Annotated in this window: 17 protein-coding genes and 1 tRNA gene; 10 read left to right on the top strand and 8 right to left on the bottom strand. The window is 61.7% G+C overall.

All coding sequences use genetic code 11. The features are described 5' to 3' along the window. The first annotated feature begins 66 nt into the window (after window positions 1-66). From Q0106_RS09480 to tolA, 4 genes are read left to right on the top strand one after another with little or no spacing between them, the layout of a single operon-like run. Window positions 67-507, top strand: coding sequence for a YbgC/FadM family acyl-CoA thioesterase (locus Q0106_RS09480; RefSeq protein WP_297612075.1), 441 nt, complete (start codon window positions 67-69; stop codon window positions 505-507). A 38-nt stretch (window positions 508-545) separates the two neighbouring features. Beyond that, on the top strand, window positions 546-1,223 hold the full coding sequence (gene tolQ / locus Q0106_RS09485) for a protein TolQ (RefSeq protein WP_152158302.1): 678 nt from the start codon (window positions 546-548) through the stop codon (window positions 1,221-1,223). A gap of 6 nt (window positions 1,224-1,229) precedes the next feature. Next, the gene (locus tag Q0106_RS09490) at window positions 1,230-1,661 is read left to right on the top strand and encodes an ExbD/TolR family protein (RefSeq protein WP_297612079.1); all 432 of its coding nucleotides are present in this window, start codon (window positions 1,230-1,232) and stop codon (window positions 1,659-1,661) included. 11 nt (window positions 1,662-1,672) lie between these two features. Then, on the top strand, window positions 1,673-2,968 hold the full coding sequence (gene tolA, locus Q0106_RS09495; protein ID WP_297612082.1) for a cell envelope integrity protein TolA: 1,296 nt from the start codon (window positions 1,673-1,675) through the stop codon (window positions 2,966-2,968). 138 nt (window positions 2,969-3,106) lie between these two features. Here tolA and Q0106_RS09500 read toward each other — a convergent pair whose 3' ends face one another. From Q0106_RS09500 to rplU, 5 genes are all read right to left on the bottom strand, one after another. After that, window positions 3,107-4,852, bottom strand: coding sequence for a proline--tRNA ligase (locus Q0106_RS09500; protein ID WP_297612085.1), 1,746 nt, complete (start codon window positions 4,850-4,852; stop codon window positions 3,107-3,109). 152 nt (window positions 4,853-5,004) lie between these two features. Next, a complete protein-coding gene (gene proB / locus Q0106_RS09505; RefSeq protein ID WP_297612088.1) occupies window positions 5,005-6,123 on the bottom strand; it encodes a glutamate 5-kinase in 1,119 nt (372 codons plus the stop codon). Window positions 6,124-6,207: 84 nt separating this feature from the next. After that, on the bottom strand, window positions 6,208-7,299 hold the full coding sequence (gene cgtA, locus Q0106_RS09510; protein ID WP_297612091.1) for an Obg family GTPase CgtA: 1,092 nt from the start codon (window positions 7,297-7,299) through the stop codon (window positions 6,208-6,210). Between the two features lie 173 nt (window positions 7,300-7,472). Beyond that, on the bottom strand, window positions 7,473-7,736 hold the full coding sequence (gene rpmA, locus Q0106_RS09515) for a 50S ribosomal protein L27 (protein ID WP_139688519.1): 264 nt from the start codon (window positions 7,734-7,736) through the stop codon (window positions 7,473-7,475). A gap of 34 nt (window positions 7,737-7,770) precedes the next feature. After that, window positions 7,771-8,082 carry a 50S ribosomal protein L21 gene (rplU, locus tag Q0106_RS09520; protein WP_139688518.1) on the bottom strand — a complete coding sequence of 104 codons (312 nt, stop codon included), beginning with the start codon at window positions 8,080-8,082 and terminating at the stop codon, window positions 7,771-7,773. Window positions 8,083-8,393: 311 nt separating this feature from the next. On the opposite strand from rplU, the gene Q0106_RS09525 reads away from it, so the two are divergent. The 5 genes from Q0106_RS09525 to Q0106_RS09545 all read left to right on the top strand — a co-directional run bounded on the left by Q0106_RS09525 (window position 8,394) and on the right by Q0106_RS09545 (window position 11,358). Continuing rightward, entirely contained in the window at window positions 8,394-9,392 is a 999-nt protein-coding gene (locus Q0106_RS09525; RefSeq protein WP_297612096.1) for a polyprenyl synthetase family protein, read from the top strand. 21 nt (window positions 9,393-9,413) lie between these two features. Beyond that, a tRNA-Pro gene (locus Q0106_RS09530) sits at window positions 9,414-9,490 on the top strand. A gap of 64 nt (window positions 9,491-9,554) precedes the next feature. Continuing rightward, the gene (coaE, locus tag Q0106_RS09535) at window positions 9,555-10,163 is read left to right on the top strand and encodes a dephospho-CoA kinase (RefSeq protein WP_297612099.1); all 609 of its coding nucleotides are present in this window, start codon (window positions 9,555-9,557) and stop codon (window positions 10,161-10,163) included. A 142-nt stretch (window positions 10,164-10,305) separates the two neighbouring features. Beyond that, entirely contained in the window at window positions 10,306-11,073 is a 768-nt protein-coding gene (gene zapD, locus Q0106_RS09540) for a cell division protein ZapD (protein WP_297612102.1), read from the top strand. A gap of 27 nt (window positions 11,074-11,100) precedes the next feature. Continuing rightward, window positions 11,101-11,358 (top strand): DNA gyrase inhibitor YacG, encoded by a 258-nt coding sequence (locus Q0106_RS09545; RefSeq protein ID WP_297612105.1) that lies wholly within the window; start codon window positions 11,101-11,103, stop codon window positions 11,356-11,358. A 22-nt stretch (window positions 11,359-11,380) separates the two neighbouring features. On the opposite strand, the gene Q0106_RS11905 is transcribed toward Q0106_RS09545, so the two are convergent. Further along, window positions 11,381-12,094, bottom strand: coding sequence for an NUDIX domain-containing protein (locus Q0106_RS11905; protein WP_366139504.1), 714 nt, complete (start codon window positions 12,092-12,094; stop codon window positions 11,381-11,383). Between the two features lie 591 nt (window positions 12,095-12,685). Here Q0106_RS11905 and Q0106_RS09555 point away from each other — a divergent pair. Beyond that, entirely contained in the window at window positions 12,686-13,963 is a 1,278-nt protein-coding gene (locus Q0106_RS09555) for an MFS transporter (RefSeq protein ID WP_297612108.1), read from the top strand. Between the two features lie 25 nt (window positions 13,964-13,988). Here the strand turns inward: Q0106_RS09555 and Q0106_RS09560 are convergent, their stop codons facing one another. Both Q0106_RS09560 and secA read right to left on the bottom strand, forming a co-directional pair. Continuing rightward, a complete protein-coding gene (locus Q0106_RS09560; protein WP_297612112.1) occupies window positions 13,989-15,128 on the bottom strand; it encodes a hypothetical protein in 1,140 nt (379 codons plus the stop codon). A gap of 116 nt (window positions 15,129-15,244) precedes the next feature. Further along, window positions 15,245-18,001, bottom strand: coding sequence for a preprotein translocase subunit SecA (gene secA, locus Q0106_RS09565; RefSeq protein WP_297612115.1), 2,757 nt, complete (start codon window positions 17,999-18,001; stop codon window positions 15,245-15,247). Window positions 18,002-18,335: the final 334 nt, after the last annotated feature.

Here is an 18,335-nt window from a genome sequence, read left to right on the forward strand (position 1 = left end):
ATGCTTTGCGCCCCCAATGAGCGCGGCACCCACTTCAAGATTCGCTCTCAGCTTTTTCTTGGCACTATGTCTCAGTTTACAGCCCGATTTCCCGTTCATATTTACTGGGAAGATACGGATGCGGGCGGCATCGTCTACCACAGCAACTACCTGAAATACATGGAGCGCGCGCGCTCAGACCTGATGCGCCGGCTTGCCGTCTCGCAGGCGGGCGAGCTCACGAACCCCGACGGGCAGCTCTTTGTGGCGGCGAGCGTCTCGATCCGCTACAGGAGAGCCGCGCGCCTTGACGACGACCTTACGGTCGTCACCCGCGTGAAGCAGCTGAGGCGCGCCTCCATCGTCTTCGAGCAGAACGTCGTCAACGCGAAGGGCGAGCTTGTGACCGAGGGCGAAGTGCGCGTCGGGTGCGTGAGCCGCTCGACGCTCGCGCCTTCCGCCATGAAGGATGAGCTTTACGAGCGCATCTGCCGGCTTCTCGATGAAGCCGAAGCCCCTGCGAACTGATTTCCCTTTTCTCTTTTAAACATTCATTTTTTCCTCAGATGAACGCTACCGCCGATCTTTCGATCCTCACGCTCATTGCCAATGCGAGCATTGTGGTGAAGATCGTTCTCGCCATCCTGATCGTGCTCTCGCTTGCGAGCTGGACCGTGATCTTCCGCAAATTCTTTGCGATTACCCGCGCCACGCGCCAGACGGACGACTTCGAGTCGCGCTTCTGGTCGGGCACCGAGCTCACGAAGCTCCTCGAGACCGCCAACCGCTCGCGCGATGCCGCCGGGATGGAGGAGCGCATCTTCGCCGCCGGCATGAATGAATTCATGAAGCAGCGCCAGTCGCCGGCCTCGGGCGGCGACGTCGTCAATCGCGTTTCGCGCGCGATGCGCGCCGTTTTCACGCGTGAAATGGACCACCTCGAAGGGGGGCTTCCGCTTCTCGCCTCAATCGGCTCGACCTCGCCCTACATCGGCCTCTTCGGCACGGTCTGGGGCATCATGAACGCCTTTACCGGGCTCTCGAGCCTTGAGAACGCGAGCCTCGCCGTCGTGGCTCCGGGCATTGCCGAAGCGCTCGTCGCTACGGCGATCGGCCTCTTTGCCGCCATTCCCGCGGTTGCCGCCTACAACTACTTCAACAACCGCACGGGCCGCCTTTCCAACCGCGTCGAGGGCTTCAGCGAGGAGTTCCTCAACATCCTCGAACGCCAGTCGCGGAGCTAATCTGCCATGCCGCTTCGCTCCAGCAACCGCCGCCGCGGCCTGATGGCCGAAATCAACGTCGTGCCCTACATCGACGTGATGCTCGTGCTCGTCGTCATCCTGATGGTGGCCGCACCTTTCGTGAATCCGAGCGTGGTGAATCTCCCCTCGGTCAACAAGGCTTCGAATGCGCCGGAAAAGGTGGTCGAGGTCATCGTCTATCCGGACGGCCGGATGTCGCTTCGCTCCGGCAAGGACATGAAGCCCACCGACATGCCGGGGCTCGTCGCCGCCGTGCGGGAAGCCCAGGCCGGCGACCCCAAGACCCCCGTCGTCATAGCGGCCGACAAGAACGTCCGCTATGAGGAAGTCGTCAACGTCATGAAGTCGCTTCAGGCTGCCAGCGTCGAGCGCGTCGGACTCTCCCTCAAGGTGGAGCGTTCCGCCGCCGCGCGATAGGAGCGCGCCCCATGATCAAGCTCACTGAAGAAGAGATCACCCGCGAGCGCTTCCGCCGGGAAGACCGGCGGGACGCCTTCCCTGCCGCCATTCTTTCCGTGGCGGTGCACGGCGCTCTCTTTGCGGGCCTCTTCACCGTATTCCAGTGGAATACGGCCCCTGAGACGGTTTATGCCGAACTCTGGGCGCCCGAGGATGTTTCGGGCGGCAGCGACCCTTCGGGCGTTGCGGAGAAGGTCCCCGAGGAAACGGGCCGCGACGAGGCGGACGCCCCGGAAAAGAAGGCCGCGGAACCCGAGCCCGAACCGGAGCCCCAGCCAGAGCCCAAGCCGGAGCCTGAACCAGCACCGGAACCTGAACCTGCTTCGCCGCCGGAACCTGCCGGGCCCACCCCGGAAGAGCTCGCCGCAGAAAAGGCCCGTGAAGCTGCTCGCCTCGAGGAAGAGCAGATTGCGCGCCAGGCCCGCGAGGAAATGGAAGCCCGCAGGGCCGAAGAGGAGCGCATCGCTCAGGAGCGCGCCCGCGCCGAGGAAATCGAGCGCATGCGTCAGGAAGCGATTGAAGCCGAACGCCGCCGCGCTCAGGAAGAGGAAAAGCGCCTCGAGGAAGAGCGTCTTGCTCAGGAGCGGCTCGCCGAAGCCGCGAGGAAGGCCGAGGAAGCGAAGAAGGCTGAGGAAGCTCGACGCGCCGAAGAGGCCCGCATCGCTGAGGAGCAGCGAAAGGCTGAGGAAGCCCGCATCGCCGAGGAGAAGCGCCAGGCCGCTGAGGCCGAAGCCCGCCGCATTGCCGAAGAGCTTCGGGTCGCAGAGGAAAAGCGTCAGGCTGAGGAAGCCGCGAGGAAGGCTGCTGCCGAAAAGAAAGCCCGCGAGGAAGCCGAGGAGCGCCGCCGCGTTGCGCAGCGCTTCCGCGAGCAGGAGCTCGCCCGCCTTTCGGCCAAGGTGGATCCGAACGCCCAGCGCTCCGGCACCACAACGGGCGACCGCAGGAATTTCCGGCGGTCCCTCACGGGTTCGGCGCTCGCCACCTGGTCCAACCAGGTGCGCAGCTGCATCCGCCCCAACATCACGATCGACGTGCCCGCAACCACGCGGCCCGGTCAGTATCGTGCGGTCTACAGCCTCCAGCTTCTCCCGACGGGCGAGCAGGTTGGAACGCCGAAGCTCGTTACCCCCTCGGGGTGGCCTGCTTACGATGCCGCCGTTGCCCGCGCGATCCGCCGCTGCAATCCGCTGCCGCGCCCCGGCGCAGGCGAGGACATGCCGCGCGAGATTTCGCTCAGCTTCGACCCGGTTGAGGACAAGCAGTAAGCGCACTCCAGGCGCCTTTTCGCTAAAAGGCGCCCTGCAGAAACGACTTCGCCCGGTTCGGCAATCACAGCCGTACCGGGCGAATTTTTATTGGAGAAAATTCAGGCACTCACCTCTCAGGTGAGTGCTCTTCTTCTCTCAGCGCGCAACGCGGGAAGCAACGAAGTCAGCCGCTTCCTCAACCTTCACCATCGTCTTTTCAGCGAGGTTCGTGCGGTCGGCGTATTCGACTTCGCCCGTCTTGAGGCCGCGGTCGCCGATAACGACGCGGTGCGGCACGCCGATCAGCTCCCACTCGGCAAACATCACGCCGGGGCGCATGTCGCGGTCGTCGAGGATCACGTCGACGCCCTTCGCGAGGAGCTCCTCATAGAGCTTGTCGGCCGCAGCGCGGACGGCTTCGCTCTTCGCGTAGTTCATCGGGCAGATCACCACTTCGAAGGGGGCAATGGCGTCGGGCCACATGATGCCCTTGTCGTCGTGACGCTGCTCGATCGCAGCGCCCGCCACGCGGGTGACGCCGATGCCGTAGCAGCCCATCTGCATGGGCTGAGGCTTGCCGTTTTCGTCGAGGAAGTTGGCCTGCATCGGGGCCGAGTAGCGGGTGCCCAGGAAGAAGACGTGGCCCACTTCAATGCCGCGCTGCAGACGGAGCACGCCCTTGCCGTCGGGCGACTGGTCGCCCTCGACGACATTGCGCAGATCCATCACGACGGGTTCCGGCAGGTCGCGCCCGAAGTTGACGCCCGTGTAGTGGTAGCCCTCTTCGTTGGCGCCGCAGCAGAAGTCGCTCATGTCGGCCGCGGTCTTGTCGGCATACACCGCCACGTCGCCCTTGAGGCCGATGGGGCCGAGGTAGCCCGGCTTCGAGCCGAAGGAGGCAAGGATTTCCTGATCGGTCGCGAAGCGGAAGCCTTCCTTCAGTTCAGGAATATGGCCCGCCTTCACTTCGTTCAATTCATGGTCGGCGCGAAGGAGCACAAGAACGATCTTCGCCGGGAGCGGCTCGCCCTTTTCGTTCGTGCGGTCGGCGGCAAGCACGACGCTCTTGATCGAGGAAAGGAACGGAATGCCGAGATATTCGGTCACGAGCTCGCACTTTTCCTGACCCGGAGTCGCGCGCTTTTCCATCTTTTCCTTCGGTTCCGCACGGCCCGGAAGCACGGAGGAAGCTTCCGCAAGCTCAATATTGGCCGCGTAGTCGGAATCCGGGCAGTAGGCGATGACGTCTTCGCCCGCGTTCGCGATCACCTGGAACTCGTGCGAGCGGGAGCCGCCGATCGAACCCGTGTCGGCGCGCACGGCGCGGAAGACGAGGCCGATGCGGTTGAAGATCCGCTGATAGGCCTCGTACATCTTGTCGTAGGACTTGCCGGCACCTTCCTCGTCGCGGTCGAACGAGTACGCGTCCTTCATCGTGAATTCGCGGCCGCGCATCACGCCGAAGCGCGGACGGCGCTCGTCGCGGAACTTCGTCTGAATGTGGAAGAAGTTGACGGGGAGCTGACGCCAGCTCTTGATTTCCTGACGCGCCACATCCGTGATCACTTCTTCGGAAGTCGGCTGAATCACGAAGTCGCGCATGTGGCGGTCCTTGATGCGCAGAAGCTCAGGGCCGTACTTTTCCCAGCGGCCGGTTTCCTGCCAGAGTTCCGCCGGCTGAACCATCGGCATGAGGAGCTCAATCGAGCCCGCACGGACCATTTCCTCGCGGATGATCTTCTCGATCTTGCGGATGACGCGCAGACCAAGAGGCATGTAGGTGTAGACGCCCGCGGCAAGCTTCTTGATCATGCCGGAGCGGATCATGTACTGCTGGCTGATGACGTCGGCATCGGCGGGGGCTTCTTTGAGAGTCGAAATAAAGAATGAACGGGCTCGCATAGGATTCAATTCCGGCTTCCGAGGAGCTTCAGGGGGGGCGTCCTGCCCTCTCGTGCTCCTGCGGGAAGCGTTTGGGAGTGTTGAAGCCGCTTTCGTGAGCGCTGATTGGCAGTCATGCGGAAGCGGCAAAAAAAGCGGGAGATATTTTAAATTCAGAGCACGACAAGATTGTCGCGATGGATCATTTCGGGCGCATCGCAGGCGCCGAGAATGCGGCTGATGTCCTCCGTGTGCGCGCGGCAGATGCGGCGTGCGTCATCGCTCGCGTAGCTCACGAGCCCGCGGGCGACCTCATGACCTTCCTCGTCGACGCAGACCACCATTTCGCCTCTCACGAAGTCGCCTTCAACGGCCTTGACGCCGACAGGAAGAAGCGATGTATGGCTTTCGCGGAGCGCGCGCACGGCGCCGGGATCGAGCACGAGCCGGCCGGCGGAGCGCAGATGGTCCGCAATCCACTGCTTTCTCGCGTGAAGCACCGACGAAGCGGGCTTCAGATGCGTGCCGATCAGTTCGCCCTCGGCAAGACGCACCAGCACGTTTTCCTCCCGGCCCGAGGCAATGATGGTACCGGCGCCGGAACGCGCGGCGCGCTTTGCGGCGAGAATCTTCGTGATCATGCCGCCCTTTGAGAGCTGGCTCGCGGCGCCCCCTGCCATTTTTTCGAGCTTGGGGTCGCCGGCAGCGGCTTCCGCGACGAATTCCGCATCCGGGTTCGAGCGAGGATCCGCCGTATAGAGCCCCTTCTGATCCGTGAGGATCACGAGGACATCAGCTTCAACGAGGTTCGTGACGAGGGCCCCCAGCGTATCGTTGTCGCCCACCTTGATTTCCTCGGTCACCACGGTGTCGTTCTCGTTGATGACGGGAACGATCCCGAGGGAAAGAAGCTCAATCAGGGTCATGCGGGCATTGAGATACTGCTCGCGGTCGGCGAGGTTCGCATGCGTGAGGAGAATCTGCGCCGTCCCGATGCCGTGCGCGGCGAAATGCTCCTCATAGGCCTGCACGAGACCCATCTGTCCCACGGCGGCGGCCGCCTGAAGCTCGCACACGCGCGAGGGGCGCGTGGTCCAGCCGAGGCGCTTCATGCCTTCAGCAATGGCGCCGGAACTCACGAGCACAACCTCGCGCCCCATGGCGCGCAGCTCGGCAATCTGATGCGCCCAGCGCTCGATCGCCTCGATGTCGACGCCTCGTCCCTCGTTGGTGACGAGCGCGCTGCCGACCTTGACGACGATGCGGCGGGCATTCTCTAAGAGTGAAGTCATGTTGCGACCTTCGAAGAATTCGGGCGGCGCATGCTTCCCTCTTGAAAGCTCCGCCCGGGGGAAAGAGGATCTCGTCAGGCGTCTTTAATTGGCGGCCGGATCAAAGGGAGTATTGCGCGCTTCGTCGAAGCGCTCGTCGTCCAGGAACTGCTGCTCGGCGCGACGATCCTCGTCGATCTTCTGAGCGAGCTTGTTCACAAGCTCCGGGAGCCCCTCGCGGGTGGCTGCGGAGACCGCAAACACCGGCTCATGCTCGCGGGCGAAGGCATCGCGGAACTTCTTGATGAGCGCCTCGCGATCCTCTTCGGGGACGAGGTCCATCTTGTTGAGGACCACCCAGCGGGGCTTGGCGGCAAGCTCCGGGTCGTACTTTTCGAGTTCGCCCACAAGCGCGTGCGCCTGCTCGAAGGGATCGACAGATTCGTCGATCGGGCAGGCATCGATCACATGGAGCAGCACCTTCGTGCGCGAAAGATGACGGAGGAACAGGTGTCCGAGGCCGGCGCCTTCCGCCGCGCCTTCGATGAGACCGGGGACGTCGGCAAGAACGAAGCTCTGCTCCGGACCCACGCGCACCACGCCGAGGTGCGGATGAAGCGTCGTAAAGGGATAGTCCGCAATCTTCGGACGGGCATTGGACACCGCCGAAATGAGGGTGGACTTGCCGGCATTGGGCATCCCGAGAAGGCCCACATCGGCGAGCACCTTGAGTTCGAGCTCGAGCGAGCGGTACTGACCGGGTTCGCCCGGCGTGAACTGGCGCGGAGCGCGGTTGACGGAGCTCTTGAAGTGAAGGTTCCCGAGACCGCCCTTGCCGCCGGCGGCAAGAAGCGCGCGGGCGCCGTGCTCGGCCAAGTCGGCAACCGTTTCGCCCGTATCCGTGTCGCGGATGATCGTGCCCACGGGCATGCGCAGGACGATGTCCTTGCCGCCCGCGCCGTAGCAGTCTGCGCCGCGACCGTTTTCGCCCGCGGGAGCGAAGAACTTTCTCGTGTACTGATAGTCGACGAGCGTATTGATGTTGCGGTCAGCCTCAGCCCACACGGAGCCGCCGCGGCCGCCGTCGCCGCCGTCAGGGCCGCCCTTCGGAATGAACTTCTCGCGGCGGAAGCTCGCGGCGCCGTTGCCGCCCTTGCCGCCCTGAACCTCGATTCTGGCTTCGTCGACGAATTTCACAATAGGCCTCGATAAAAATGTCGGGGAATAAAAAAAGATTGAGGATGCTTATAACGCAAAAGCCCAGCCGGGAGATCCGCACTGGGCTTTTTTTCGATCCGGAACGGACCTCCGCTTCATAAGGAGCAGAAGTCCGCTTTCGTCCGGCCGGCTGATCTCAAATACAGAGGAGATCAGAGGGCCGTCGGTTCGACGTGAACGTAGTGGCGATGGAACGCACCCTTCACTTCGAACTTGACGACGCCGTCGACAAGCGCGTAGAGGGTGTAGTCCTTGCCCGTGCCGACATTGTCGCCGGCATGGAACTGCGTGCCGCGCTGACGGACGATGATGCCGCCGGCGTTGATGGCCGCATTGCCGAAAACCTTCACGCCAAGGCGCTTCGCCTTGGAATCACGACCGTTGCGGGTAGAGCCGCCGCCTTTCTTATGTGCCATTTTCTTTTACTCAAAGAGAGGAATTAAGAACCAATCAAGCATTGATCGCGTCGATGCGAACTTCAGCGAAGTGCTGGCGATGACCGCCGGACTTCATGGAGTGCTTACGACGGCGGAACTTGAAGATGCGAACCTTGTCGGTACGGCCGAGCTTGGTGATGGTGCCCGTAACAGTGGCGCCCTCAACAACGGGCTTGCCAACCTTGAGGCCGTCCTCGCCGGAAACAGCGAGAACTTCGGTGAAGGTAACCTGGGAGCCGGCGTCCTGGCCGAGAAGCTCGACCTGAACGGAATCGCCGACGCTGACGCGGTACTGCTTACCGCCGGTCTTGATGATCGCGTACATGTAAATAAACCTCGCCGCCCCGCTTCAACCTGAAAATCCAGGTTTATGCGAAGCCTTTTTGTACTCGACGTGCCTGTGCGGCCGGAGGGGATCCCCGGCAGACACACTCTGGGCGCGTCCATTGCGTGGAAAGAGGCGCATTATTTCACCCGCATGAAGGGTGCGTCAAGCGAAATTCCCATTTTTCCGCACGACTATCCGAGATCATGCAGAGGGCGGGCGCAATGCCCTTGGTTATACTTTGTTTCTCTCTTTCCGGCTTCGTCTTCCGATGTTGCCGGACACCTGAAAACAGGCAGCAACCAAGCACTATGACTCAAACCACTTCTGCCGAAGACCCGAAGGCGCTCGTGCGCCGGCTTCTCGCCCCCATTGCGCCCGACATGAAAGCGGTCGACGACGTGATCCGCAGCGAACTCGCGAGCGACGTGAGCCGCATGCATGAAATCAGCGACTACATCACGAGCGCTGGCGGAAAGCGCATGCGCCCGGCGCTCCTGATCCTCATATGCCGCGCGCTCGGCTACAAGGGCGATCTCTGCTGCTACCTCGGCGCCACGATTGAGCTTCTGCATACCGCAACCCTCATGCACGACGACGTGGTCGACGAAAGCGCCATGCGCCGCGGCCGTCCGACCGCCAATGCGCGCTGGGGCAACGGCGCGGCGGTGCTCGTGGGCGACTTCCTCTACACGCGCTCCTTCCAGATGATGGTCCGCGCAGGAAACCTGCGCGTCATGGAAGCGCTCTCGAACGCCGCGAACCGCCTCGCTGAAGGCGAAGTCATCCAGATGGTGAACGCGCACGACCCGTCGGTCGACGAGACGCGCTACTTCCGGGTGATTGAGAGGAAGACCGCCTGCCTCTTCGAGGCCGGCGCCCGCATGGCGGCCGCCATCGCGGAATGCTCGCCTGAAGCCGAGGAAGCCGTCGCCGAATACGCGCTCGCGCTCGGCAACGCCTTCCAGATCGCCGACGACATCCTCGACTACACCGGCGTTGCCAAGGACATCGGCAAAAACCTCGGCGCCGACCTGAGAGAAGGCAAGATGACGCTTCCGCTCATCTATGCCAGGGCCTCCGCCACGCCCGAGGAACAGGCGCTCATTGACGAGGCTGTCCGAAAAGGCGACGGAGACTTTGACAAAATCTCTTCCATTGTGATAAGATCCGGCGCTCTTGATCGTTGCAAGACGCGAGCGGAACAGGAACTCGAAAGAGGCCGCAAGGCACTTTCTCAAATTCCCCCTTCCATTTTTAATTCAAGTCTGCTAGAATTGCTGTCCTTCACTGTTAGACGTGATCGATAAGCGTTCAAACGATGAAGATCTCGGGGTGTAGCTCAGCCTGGTAGAGTACTACGTTCGGGACGTAGGAGTCGGAGGTTCGAATCCTCTCACCCCGACCAGGTTTCAAAGGCGCTGTTTCGCAAGGAACAGCGCCTTTTCTCTTATCTGCATCGGGGGATTTTCATGGGCTGGATTCTGGGACTTACCGGAGGCGCCGGATCAGGCAAAAGCACCGCTGCGGCAATTTTGGCCGAGATGGGCTACCCCGTCGTGGATGCCGACCAGATTTCCCGCGCGCTCACTGCTGCGGGCGGCGAGGCCATGCCCGAAATCATCCGGGTGTTCGGAAGCGCCATGGCAGCGCCCGACGGCGCTCTCGACCGTCCGAAGATGCGCGAGCTTGTCTTTCGCGACAAGGACGCCCGAAGAAAGCTTGAAGCCATCGTGCACGCGAAGCTCGCCGTCAGGGTGGACCGCCTGCTCTACGAAGTGCACAAGGACGCCCCCGTCGTCATTTACGACTGCCCGCTTCTGATTGAAAGCCCTGCCGCACGGGAGCGCGCCGACCGCATTCTTGTGATTGATGCGCCGGAAGCCCTTCAGATTGAAAGGCTTCGGACGCGTTCAGGGCTTTCCCCAGAAGCCGCCAAGCGCCTTCTGGCCGCTCAGGCGTCGCGCCGGGAAAGGCTTCTCGCTGCAGACGACGTCATCATGAATGACTGCCCGAAGGAATGCTTCGAAAGACGCGTGCGTTCCTGGGCTGGAGCGGTTCTTCCTCAGCTTCGCGCCTGAGCCATCTTCAGAAGGAGCCGAGCAAGAATCTTTGCCATCTTTTGCCGGCGCTTCACTCGCGATTGCGGCTCCGTTAAGATGTGCTGACGACGGCGGCCTCTCTCCGGGCCGCGGCTATCCCGACGCATTTTCTCCCCGCCCAATGCAGAACTCCGGCTTGCTTCTCTACGAATTTCCCTGCAGCGAAAAGAACCGCTTCTTTCTTCGGTTCGAGTCGCTCGCGAAGCGCTTTGACTGGTACTGCAGTCAGGACTGCGCCATTGCGCATCAGGCCGCGATCGGCACGATTTTCGATCTCGCCGACGTAGCGGCAAGAAGCGACCTCAGAAACGACCTGGTGCAGGAGCTTCTGCGTCAGAAATGCGCGCTTGAAGCAAGGTGCCGCGAAAAGGGATCTCCGGACGAGGATCTTTCCGAACTTCTTCAGGAAGTGAGCAGCGTCTCGCGCGAGGTTTCTCAGGTGGTTGGGCGCTCGGGTCAAAGCATCCGCGACAACGAATGGCTGCAGCTCATCCGCACCCGCCAGCATCTGCCGGGCGGCACCTGCGAATTCGACATGCCGCAGCTTCACTACTGGCTCTCGCGCCCGCCCGAGGAACGAAGGAAGGAACTTCTTTCCCTCACGGAATCGCTCGCGCCCACCATTCGAGCCGTGAATCTCATTCTCAGGCTCATGCGCTCGAGCACCCGGGTGACGAACGAAAAAGCCGTCAACGGGATGCTCCAGCTTTCCGTCACCGGGAAGAACTACAGCCTTGCGCGGGTCTGGCTCCCGCAGGAAGCAAAGCTCATCCCTGAGGTGAGCGCCAACAAATACATGCTCTGGATTCGCTTTTCGCTCCCCGACGAGCGCCACAAGCTTCACGCAGTGCATGAAACCATTCCCTTCCAGCTTGGCCTTTGCCAATAAGACCTGAAAGTCTCAGGAAAGAAATAAATGAAAGTTCCCTGCCCGATCTGCGGCAAGATGACGGAATATTCCCGCGAAAATCCCTGGCGCCCCTTCTGCAGCGAGCGCTGCAAGATGATTGACCTCGGCGAATGGGGTAATGACGGCTACCGGATCCAGGGCGAGCCCGGATCCGCGGACAGAATGTCGCCGGAGGAATTCGAGGATGCGGCGCGGCGCGCCGACGAACTCCGGGATCGGCTCGAGGCCGGAAAGCAAAGCGGCGCCCGCAGGCGCCGCCGTTGAGGAAGAATCTTTCGCTCTTTCTTTAAATCACGGGCTTCACGCCGTGAGCGCCCTTCGCCTGCCAGAACGCAAGGTCGGCAGCGGGCGCACCGTCGACATAGGTCGGAATGCGCGGTTCACCGTTCACGAGAAGCCCGTCAAAGGCTTCCGGCGGAACGATGACGAAGTCGTAATCCATGGCGACGGCTTTCAACACATCGTCCATCGTTTCGGCGCGGGCGCCGACCCAGCGGTAGCTGCGGTCGCGAACGATCGTCGCCTGAAGGGCGTTGCGCGACAGCGTGAGGAGGTCCGAAGACTCTTCAAAAACCTCGGGGAGCTCAACGCGGTTCACGATCGCCTGATCAACGGGAAGCATGAGGCCGGGGGTCCGCTCATTGGCCGCGTAGAACCCGCACTCCTGGCCTTCCTTCGGCACGGGCGTACCCACGAAATCGTGGGAGCGGCGGAAATGGAGCCGCACGTGGGCATGCGGATAAATGTGCTCCTTCACGAACCAGGGCGTGGAGTCCGCAAGCGCAATGCCGAGCTCTTCCTCAAGCTCTCTTGCAAGCGCCTGATGAACCGTTTCATTCTTTTCAAGCTTTCCGCCCGGGAATTCCCAGTAGCCGGCATAGGGCTTGCCTTCAGGACGGGAACCGAGAAGCATTCTGCCGTCTTCGCGAATCAGCACGCCGACGGCGACATCAACAACCTTGTCGCTCACAATATTCTCCAACGATGAGCGCGGAAGCATCATTTGTTCCGCGCGCGCAGAATGCATTGTCTCTTATCCGCGCCGACTTTGCTTGCTGTAATCTGCGCAGTCTTTCAGTACGACGACTCCCGTACCGCGATGCCGGATCTTCTTTCCAAGCAAGAACTTTCCGCCGGCAGGAAGGCATAACGCCGAGGAAAAGCCGCGCAGAGTCCCGGAAATTGCTCCAGGCCACGCTCCAGAGCACGCTCCGCGAAGCTGACGGAGAAGCTCCCTTCACCGAGATAAAAGCGATGACGGCAGCCGATGCCTGAAGTCCCGGATGACCTTCTGTCAGATTATTATTATTTTTCTATATTTTTCAATAAACTATAAAAATTTATACACGATCTGCAAGTATGAAACAGATCAAAATGACACGTTCTGCAAGTTTAAGACGGTTCAAATCTGCACGATCTGCAGATGTCGTTCAGGCAGGCGTGCCTCACGGCTTTCTGTAAACAAGTTGCCCCAGGCTCGTCGCGCGCCCGGCAGAAAATTGAGATTTTTGATCTATTCTTCGAGATTTTCGACAACTCCCGGGGCGCCATACCTTCATAGACTTCCGGAATCGTTTTTCCGGAGTCCTGAATGTCTACTCAGACATCTTCCCTTCTTCCCCGTCAGAGCCTGACCTTTACCGCCGCGTCCCTTACGGTGCTTATTGCCTTCGGCGCCTCAGCGCTCCCGGTGCCTCTCATGAGCACCTGGACGCGCGAGTTCGGGCTCTCCACTGCCGCCATCGGCATGACGGTGCTCCTCTACGTGATCGGGAACGCCTGTTCGCTCCTCTTCTTTGCAAGGCTCTCCGAAGTGATCGGCCGCAGAGGTGCGGTTTTCGTTTCCCTTCTTTTCGGACTCGCCGCCTGCGCCTTCTTCCTTCTCGCGAATACGCCCGCTTTTCTGATGGCCGGGCGCCTGCTTCAGGGCCTTGCCTGCGGCATCACGACGACGGCCGCCATGAGCTGGTGCGTCGACAGCGCGCCGCCCCGCCGCAGCTGGCTTGCCACGGCCGTAAGCTCATCGGGCCCGCTCGCGGGCTTCGTCATTGCCACCATCGGCGCGGGCGTTGCCATTGAAACGCAGATTGCAGGCACCCGGGGGCTCTTCTTCTGCGTGCTTGTCCTTGAACTCCTGGTCTCGCTGCTGGTATTTCTCGCAAGCGAAACCGTCACGACAAAAAGCGCGAAAAAAGGCATTCTGAAGCCCTCCGTCATGCCGCCTCCGGGCTACGGAAAGAGACTAGCGCTCGCCGCAACCGGCTTTGTCGGCACTTCTGCGCTCACGTGCTTCTTCCAGGGGTTCTCCGCAAGAGTTGCCGAAGGGCTCTGGGGGACCGACGCCCCGATCGCGCTCCTCTCGGGCCTCGTCTACATTTCGCTCGTTCTCCCCAACGCACTCGGCGCCTTTGCCGCCGCCAAATTCCCGCCGCTCAAGGTCTTTGCGCCGGTGGGGCTTCTCTACGTCGTCACCGGATGCGGGACTTTTCTCTCGGTCGCCTGGCGGCTCCCGGAACTCTTCATCGCCTTTGCGCTTGTCTGCGGCGCCACCCAGGGGGCGCTCACAGCGGCCTCCTTCAAGATGCTGCTCGAAGGCTCGCGCATCATGGAGCGCGCGCGGCTTCTCGCCGCGCTCTACCTCATCAGCTACATGGGCACCTGCATTCCAAACGTCGTCATCATGATTTTCGGCAAGAGCGCCGGGCTCAACGCCATCGCCTACGGCTTCGTGCTCTGGTTCGCGCTCACGCTCGCGGCACTTCTTTATTTCCTGAGGGAAGTAAAGGCCGAACGCGCCATGAAGGAGGTTCTTGCCAACGAGGAACGCCGGGAAGAGGCGAAGGAAGCATCCGGCACCGGGAGGTCGTAATCCGGCCTCTTCCGGATCCGCCGCTTCAGGCCCAGAAGACGGCGCCGCAGGCGCCGCGTCCAAGGTCTATCCGAAGTTCTGCGCTTCCCTCGCGCCAGGCCTGGATGAGGCTCCCCGGAAGCGGCGCCGCCGCCCTGAGGCCGGGAGAAAGCATCAGTTCCCCGATCGTCACGCGGACAAGCGCGCGCTCGAGCCCCGGCAAAGGCGCAGAAAGAAGAGCGCACCGGATGCCGTCAAGGAGCGCTTCGCCTGAGCGCTTCTCTCCCTGAACCGCGGAGAGACTTCGAAGAATTCCGGGTATAAACCGCGCCAGCACGCCTGCCGCGGCTTCTGCTTCCCTGGCTGTTTCCGCACCGAATAGCCCGAAGGGAATCCGCCCGCCTGCAGCGAGGGCGCGCTTCCGCACGAGCTGCGAGAGGGCCGTGGAGAGCCCCGCAATCACCGATTCCGTTCTTGGGTCTTCTTCCGAAGCGACCTCCGCGATCGGCGAAGCGCCCGTGGCAAGGAGAATCAACACGTCGCCCGGATGGATTCCGGAGGACGCCCGCCAGGCTGCCGGCCCCGCAAGCCAGAGACGATCCCGGACGCCTTCCAGCACCTCGCGCCCGATGCCCGCGCTTGCGGCCGCTATCCAGACTTCTCCTCCGGCGCGCTCCGCATGGAAGACCGCCGCCCCCATTTCAAGCGCCCCTTCGGCGATTCGAAAGGGGAGACCGAGCGCTTCGGCGCCCCTGCCACAGGGCTCGTCGAGAAAGGACTGCGCACAGGCCGCCTGAAGCGCCTCCATCAGGCTTCCGACGGGATAGTGCTCAAGCACCGGCCCGGCGGCTGCGGCAATAAGATTTTCCTTCTCCACGCCCAGGACCCCGGATGCAGCATCCTCGAGCGCCAAAGCCGTCTGGTCCGAAAGCGGCCCGAACCCGGCAATGCCGACGGATGTCGAAATAAAGAGCTTTGCCGGAAATGCGCGGCGCTTCTCTGCGGCCGCCCATTGAATGCGAGCGGCAGATCCGTCCTCGCGCGGGGCGCCGGCGGGAAGCGTCCGGCCGGCTGTGCGCGCAGTCCACTCCGTTCCGCGCCTGAGATCCGCCGCGAAGACGGTTCCGGAGGGATCGCTCTGAAACCGAATTCCCGTCACATGAAAGCTGCTCCCGATGCGGATCATGAAGAAATTCCCCTCTGGAAAATGAAATCGCCCGGCGGGTCCTCTTTGCAGGAATCCAGCCGGGCGAACGAATGCGCCTCGTTCAGGCGCAGAAAGGCATCTTGAAAAGCTTCAGATTACTGGAGCTTTCCGTGGCAGTCCTTGAACTTTTTTCCGGAACCGCACGGGCACGGATCATTGCGCCCGACATGGCGGAAGAGTTCGCGCAGACGTGCTTCCTTTTCCTCGTCGGAAAGAAGGTCAAGCGAGCTTCCCGCATCCTGCGGCATCGGATCGGTGGTCGAACCGCCGTCTGCGAGACGAGCCGCATCCGCGCGCGCTTCGCCCTGCTCGATGTTGGCGTCCGTCGCGGCCTGAGCTTCCTCAGGGAGCTTGATCTCAACGCGCATGACGACCGAGACGAGCGTTTCGCGAATCGAGTCGAGGAGGCGCTCGAACATGCTGAAGGCTTCGCGCTTGTATTCCTGCTTCGGCTGCTTCTGAGCGTAGCCGCGGAGGTAAATGCCCTGACGCAGAGCGTCGAGCGCTGCGATGTGCTGGCGCCAGAGCTGGTCGATGACCTGCAGCAGCACCGAGCGCGTGAAGCTCGCGAACGCTTCGTGGCCGACAAGCTTTTCCTTCGCTTCGTAAATTTCGTTCACGCGGGCGAGAAGCGCCGTGAGGAGATCCTCGTCGGTCGTCTGCTCGTTCTCGTCGAGCATCTTCCGGAACGGAACCTCGATGCCGAATTCGTTCTTGAGCTTTTCGGAGAGACCGTCGAGATCCCACTGCTCCTCAACCGTATCGGCAGGCACGTAGCTTCTGAAGAGATCCTGGAAATAGCCCTCGCGGAGGTTCTTCACCATCTCGGACGAATCCGGGGATTCAAGAATCTCGTTGCGCAGCCCGTAGATCTCGTGACGCTGGTCGTTCTGAACGTCGTCGAACTCAAGGAGCTGCTTGCGGATGTCGTAGTTGCGGCCCTCGACCTTGCGCTGCGCCGACTCGATCATGCGGGTCAGCATCTTCGATTCGATCGCGACGCCGGGCTCGAGCTTCAGACGGTCGGCAATGGCGCGCATGCGGTCGCCGCCGAAGATGCGCAGGAGCTGGTCCTCCATCGAGAGATAGAAGCACGACGACCCCGGGTCGCCCTGACGGCCCGCACGGCCGCGGAGCTGATTGTCGATGCGGCGCGATTCATGGCGTTCGCTGCCGATGATGCGAAGGCCGCCGGCCTTCACCACCTCGTCGTGGAGCACCTGCCACTCGGCCTTCACCTTGGCGATCTTCTCCGCCTTCTGTTCGGGCGTGAGGGACTCATCGAGCTCGATCTCGTCGACCGCCTTGTTGATGCCGCCGCCGAGCACGATGTCCGTGCCGCGGCCGGCCATGTTGGTCGCAATCGTCACCATGCCGGGACGGCCGGCTTCGAGAACGATCTGGGCTTCCTTCTCGTGCTGCTTGGCGTTCAAGACATTGTGCGGAATGCCTTCCTTCGTGAGGAGGTTCGAGAGGAGTTCGGAATTTTCAATCGACGTCGTGCCGAGAAGCACCGGCTGGCCCTTTTCGTGGCAGGCCTTCACGTCCTTCACGATCGCGTTGTACTTTTCCTGAACGGTGCGGTAGACCTTGTCCTGCTCGTCGATGCGGATCATCTTCCGGTGGGTCGGAATCACAACCGTCTCAAGGCCGTAGATGTCCTGGAACTCGTAGGCTTCCGTATCGGCCGTGCCGGTCATGCCCGAGAGCTTCTCGTACATGCGGAAGTAGTTCTGGAAGGTGATCGACGCCATCGTCTGGTTTTCCTGCTGGATGCGCACGCCTTCCTTCGCCTCAACGGCCTGGTGGATGCCTTCGCTCCAGCGGCGGCCCGGCATCAGACGGCCGGTGAATTCGTCGACGATGACGATTTCGCCGTTCTGCACCACGTACTGCTGATCGCGATGGAAGAGCGTATGGGCCTTGAGCGAGGCCATCAGGTGGTGCATGAGGATGATGTTCTTCGGCGAATAAAGCGATTCGCCGGGAGCAACGAGACCGCGCTCGGAAAGGATCTTCTCGAGCTTCTCGTGGCCGGATTCGGAGATGTAGACCTGGTGGGCCTTTTCGTCCACCCAGTAGTCGCCCGGTCCCTTTTCCTCGGTCTGGCGCGTGAGGAGCGGCGGGATCTCGTTGATCTTGATGTAGAGGTCCGTATTGTCGTCGGCAGGACCCGAAATGATGAGCGGCGTTCTCGCCTCGTCGATCAGAATGGAGTCGACTTCGTCGACGATCGCATAGTAGAGTCCTCTCTGACGGCGCCCCTTGATGTCGTACTCCATGTTGTCGCGCAGGTAGTCGAAGCCGAACTCGTTGTTCGTGCCGTACGTGATGTCGCACGCGTAGGCCGCGCGCTTCGTTTCCGTATCCTGCTGCGAGAGGATCTTGCCGACCGTGAGGCCGAGCCAGTTGTAGACGCGCCCCATCCAGTCCGCGTCGCGCGAGGCGAGGTAGTCGTTCACCGTCACCACGTGGCAGCCCTTGCCGGGAAGGGCATTAAGGTAGACGGCGAGCGTTGCCGTGAGCGTCTTGCCTTCGCCCGTGCGCATTTCGGCAATCTTGCCGTCGTTCAACACCATGCCGCCGATCAGCTGCACGTCGAAGTGGCGCATGCCGAGCACGCGCCGGGAAGCTTCGCGCATCACGGCGAAGGCTTCAGGCAGAAGCTCGTCGGTCGTCGCCCCCTTGGCGATGCGGTCGCGGAATTCCTGCGTCTTTCCCTGGAGTTCGGCATCCGAAAGCGCCTGGATGGCAGGTTCAAGCTTATTGATCTGCGCCACCTTGCGCTGGTACTGCTTAATCAGCCGGTCGTTGCGGCTGCCGAAGATCTTGGTTAAAAGTTCGTCAAACATTGTTCTTAGCTCGGAATTCTCTGGTCCGCACCAAAAGAAGGCCGTCCGGGGAGAATCCTCAGGACGCCAAAGGGGACCGGTAACGGGTTGCGCTGCCGCGAAGCGGCTCAGGGAAGAATGGAAGACTTTGGGTAGACTCTTCACCTCAATGAAGCGGGCTTTGATGAGCTTTCATCGTCTCCTCTGCCCGCAGCTTTCCTGCCGCCGGGCAAGAGCTTCCCACAGCGTAACCGCAGGATTATCGCAGATTGCGGAGGATCAATACCTTAACGCATCCGGGATTTGGCAAGGAAAGTTTTCTTTCAGGCATCTTTTTCTGAGGTTCCACCGTGCC

Source organism: uncultured Sutterella sp., from assembly GCF_937923675.1.
Taxonomy (GTDB): Bacteria; Pseudomonadota; Gammaproteobacteria; order Burkholderiales; family Burkholderiaceae_F; genus Sutterella.

Excerpts from the sequence above, each read along its gene's own strand:
- Q0106_RS09480 (WP_297612075.1), top strand. The coding sequence starts at position 67 with ATGTCTCAGTTTACAGCCCGATTTCCCGTTCATATTTACTGGGAAGAT.
- tolQ (WP_152158302.1), top strand. The coding sequence starts at position 546 with ATGAACGCTACCGCCGATCTTTCGATCCTCACGCTCATTGCCAATGCG.
- Q0106_RS09490 (WP_297612079.1), top strand. The coding sequence starts at position 1,230 with ATGCCGCTTCGCTCCAGCAACCGCCGCCGCGGCCTGATGGCCGAAATC.
- tolA (WP_297612082.1), top strand. The coding sequence starts at position 1,673 with ATGATCAAGCTCACTGAAGAAGAGATCACCCGCGAGCGCTTCCGCCGG.
- Q0106_RS09500 (WP_297612085.1), bottom strand. The coding sequence starts at position 4,852 with ATGCGAGCCCGTTCATTCTTTATTTCGACTCTCAAAGAAGCCCCCGCC.
- proB (WP_297612088.1), bottom strand. The coding sequence starts at position 6,123 with ATGACTTCACTCTTAGAGAATGCCCGCCGCATCGTCGTCAAGGTCGGC.
- rpmA (WP_139688519.1), bottom strand. The coding sequence starts at position 7,736 with ATGGCACATAAGAAAGGCGGCGGCTCTACCCGCAACGGTCGTGATTCC.
- rplU (WP_139688518.1), bottom strand. The coding sequence starts at position 8,082 with ATGTACGCGATCATCAAGACCGGCGGTAAGCAGTACCGCGTCAGCGTC.
- Q0106_RS09525 (WP_297612096.1), top strand. The coding sequence starts at position 8,394 with ATGACTCAAACCACTTCTGCCGAAGACCCGAAGGCGCTCGTGCGCCGG.
- coaE (WP_297612099.1), top strand. The coding sequence starts at position 9,555 with ATGGGCTGGATTCTGGGACTTACCGGAGGCGCCGGATCAGGCAAAAGC.
- zapD (WP_297612102.1), top strand. The coding sequence starts at position 10,306 with ATGCAGAACTCCGGCTTGCTTCTCTACGAATTTCCCTGCAGCGAAAAG.
- Q0106_RS09545 (WP_297612105.1), top strand. The coding sequence starts at position 11,101 with ATGAAAGTTCCCTGCCCGATCTGCGGCAAGATGACGGAATATTCCCGC.
- Q0106_RS11905 (WP_366139504.1), bottom strand. The coding sequence starts at position 12,094 with ATGCTTCCGCGCTCATCGTTGGAGAATATTGTGAGCGACAAGGTTGTT.
- Q0106_RS09555 (WP_297612108.1), top strand. The coding sequence starts at position 12,686 with ATGTCTACTCAGACATCTTCCCTTCTTCCCCGTCAGAGCCTGACCTTT.
- Q0106_RS09560 (WP_297612112.1), bottom strand. The coding sequence starts at position 15,128 with ATGATCCGCATCGGGAGCAGCTTTCATGTGACGGGAATTCGGTTTCAG.
- secA (WP_297612115.1), bottom strand. The coding sequence starts at position 18,001 with ATGTTTGACGAACTTTTAACCAAGATCTTCGGCAGCCGCAACGACCGG.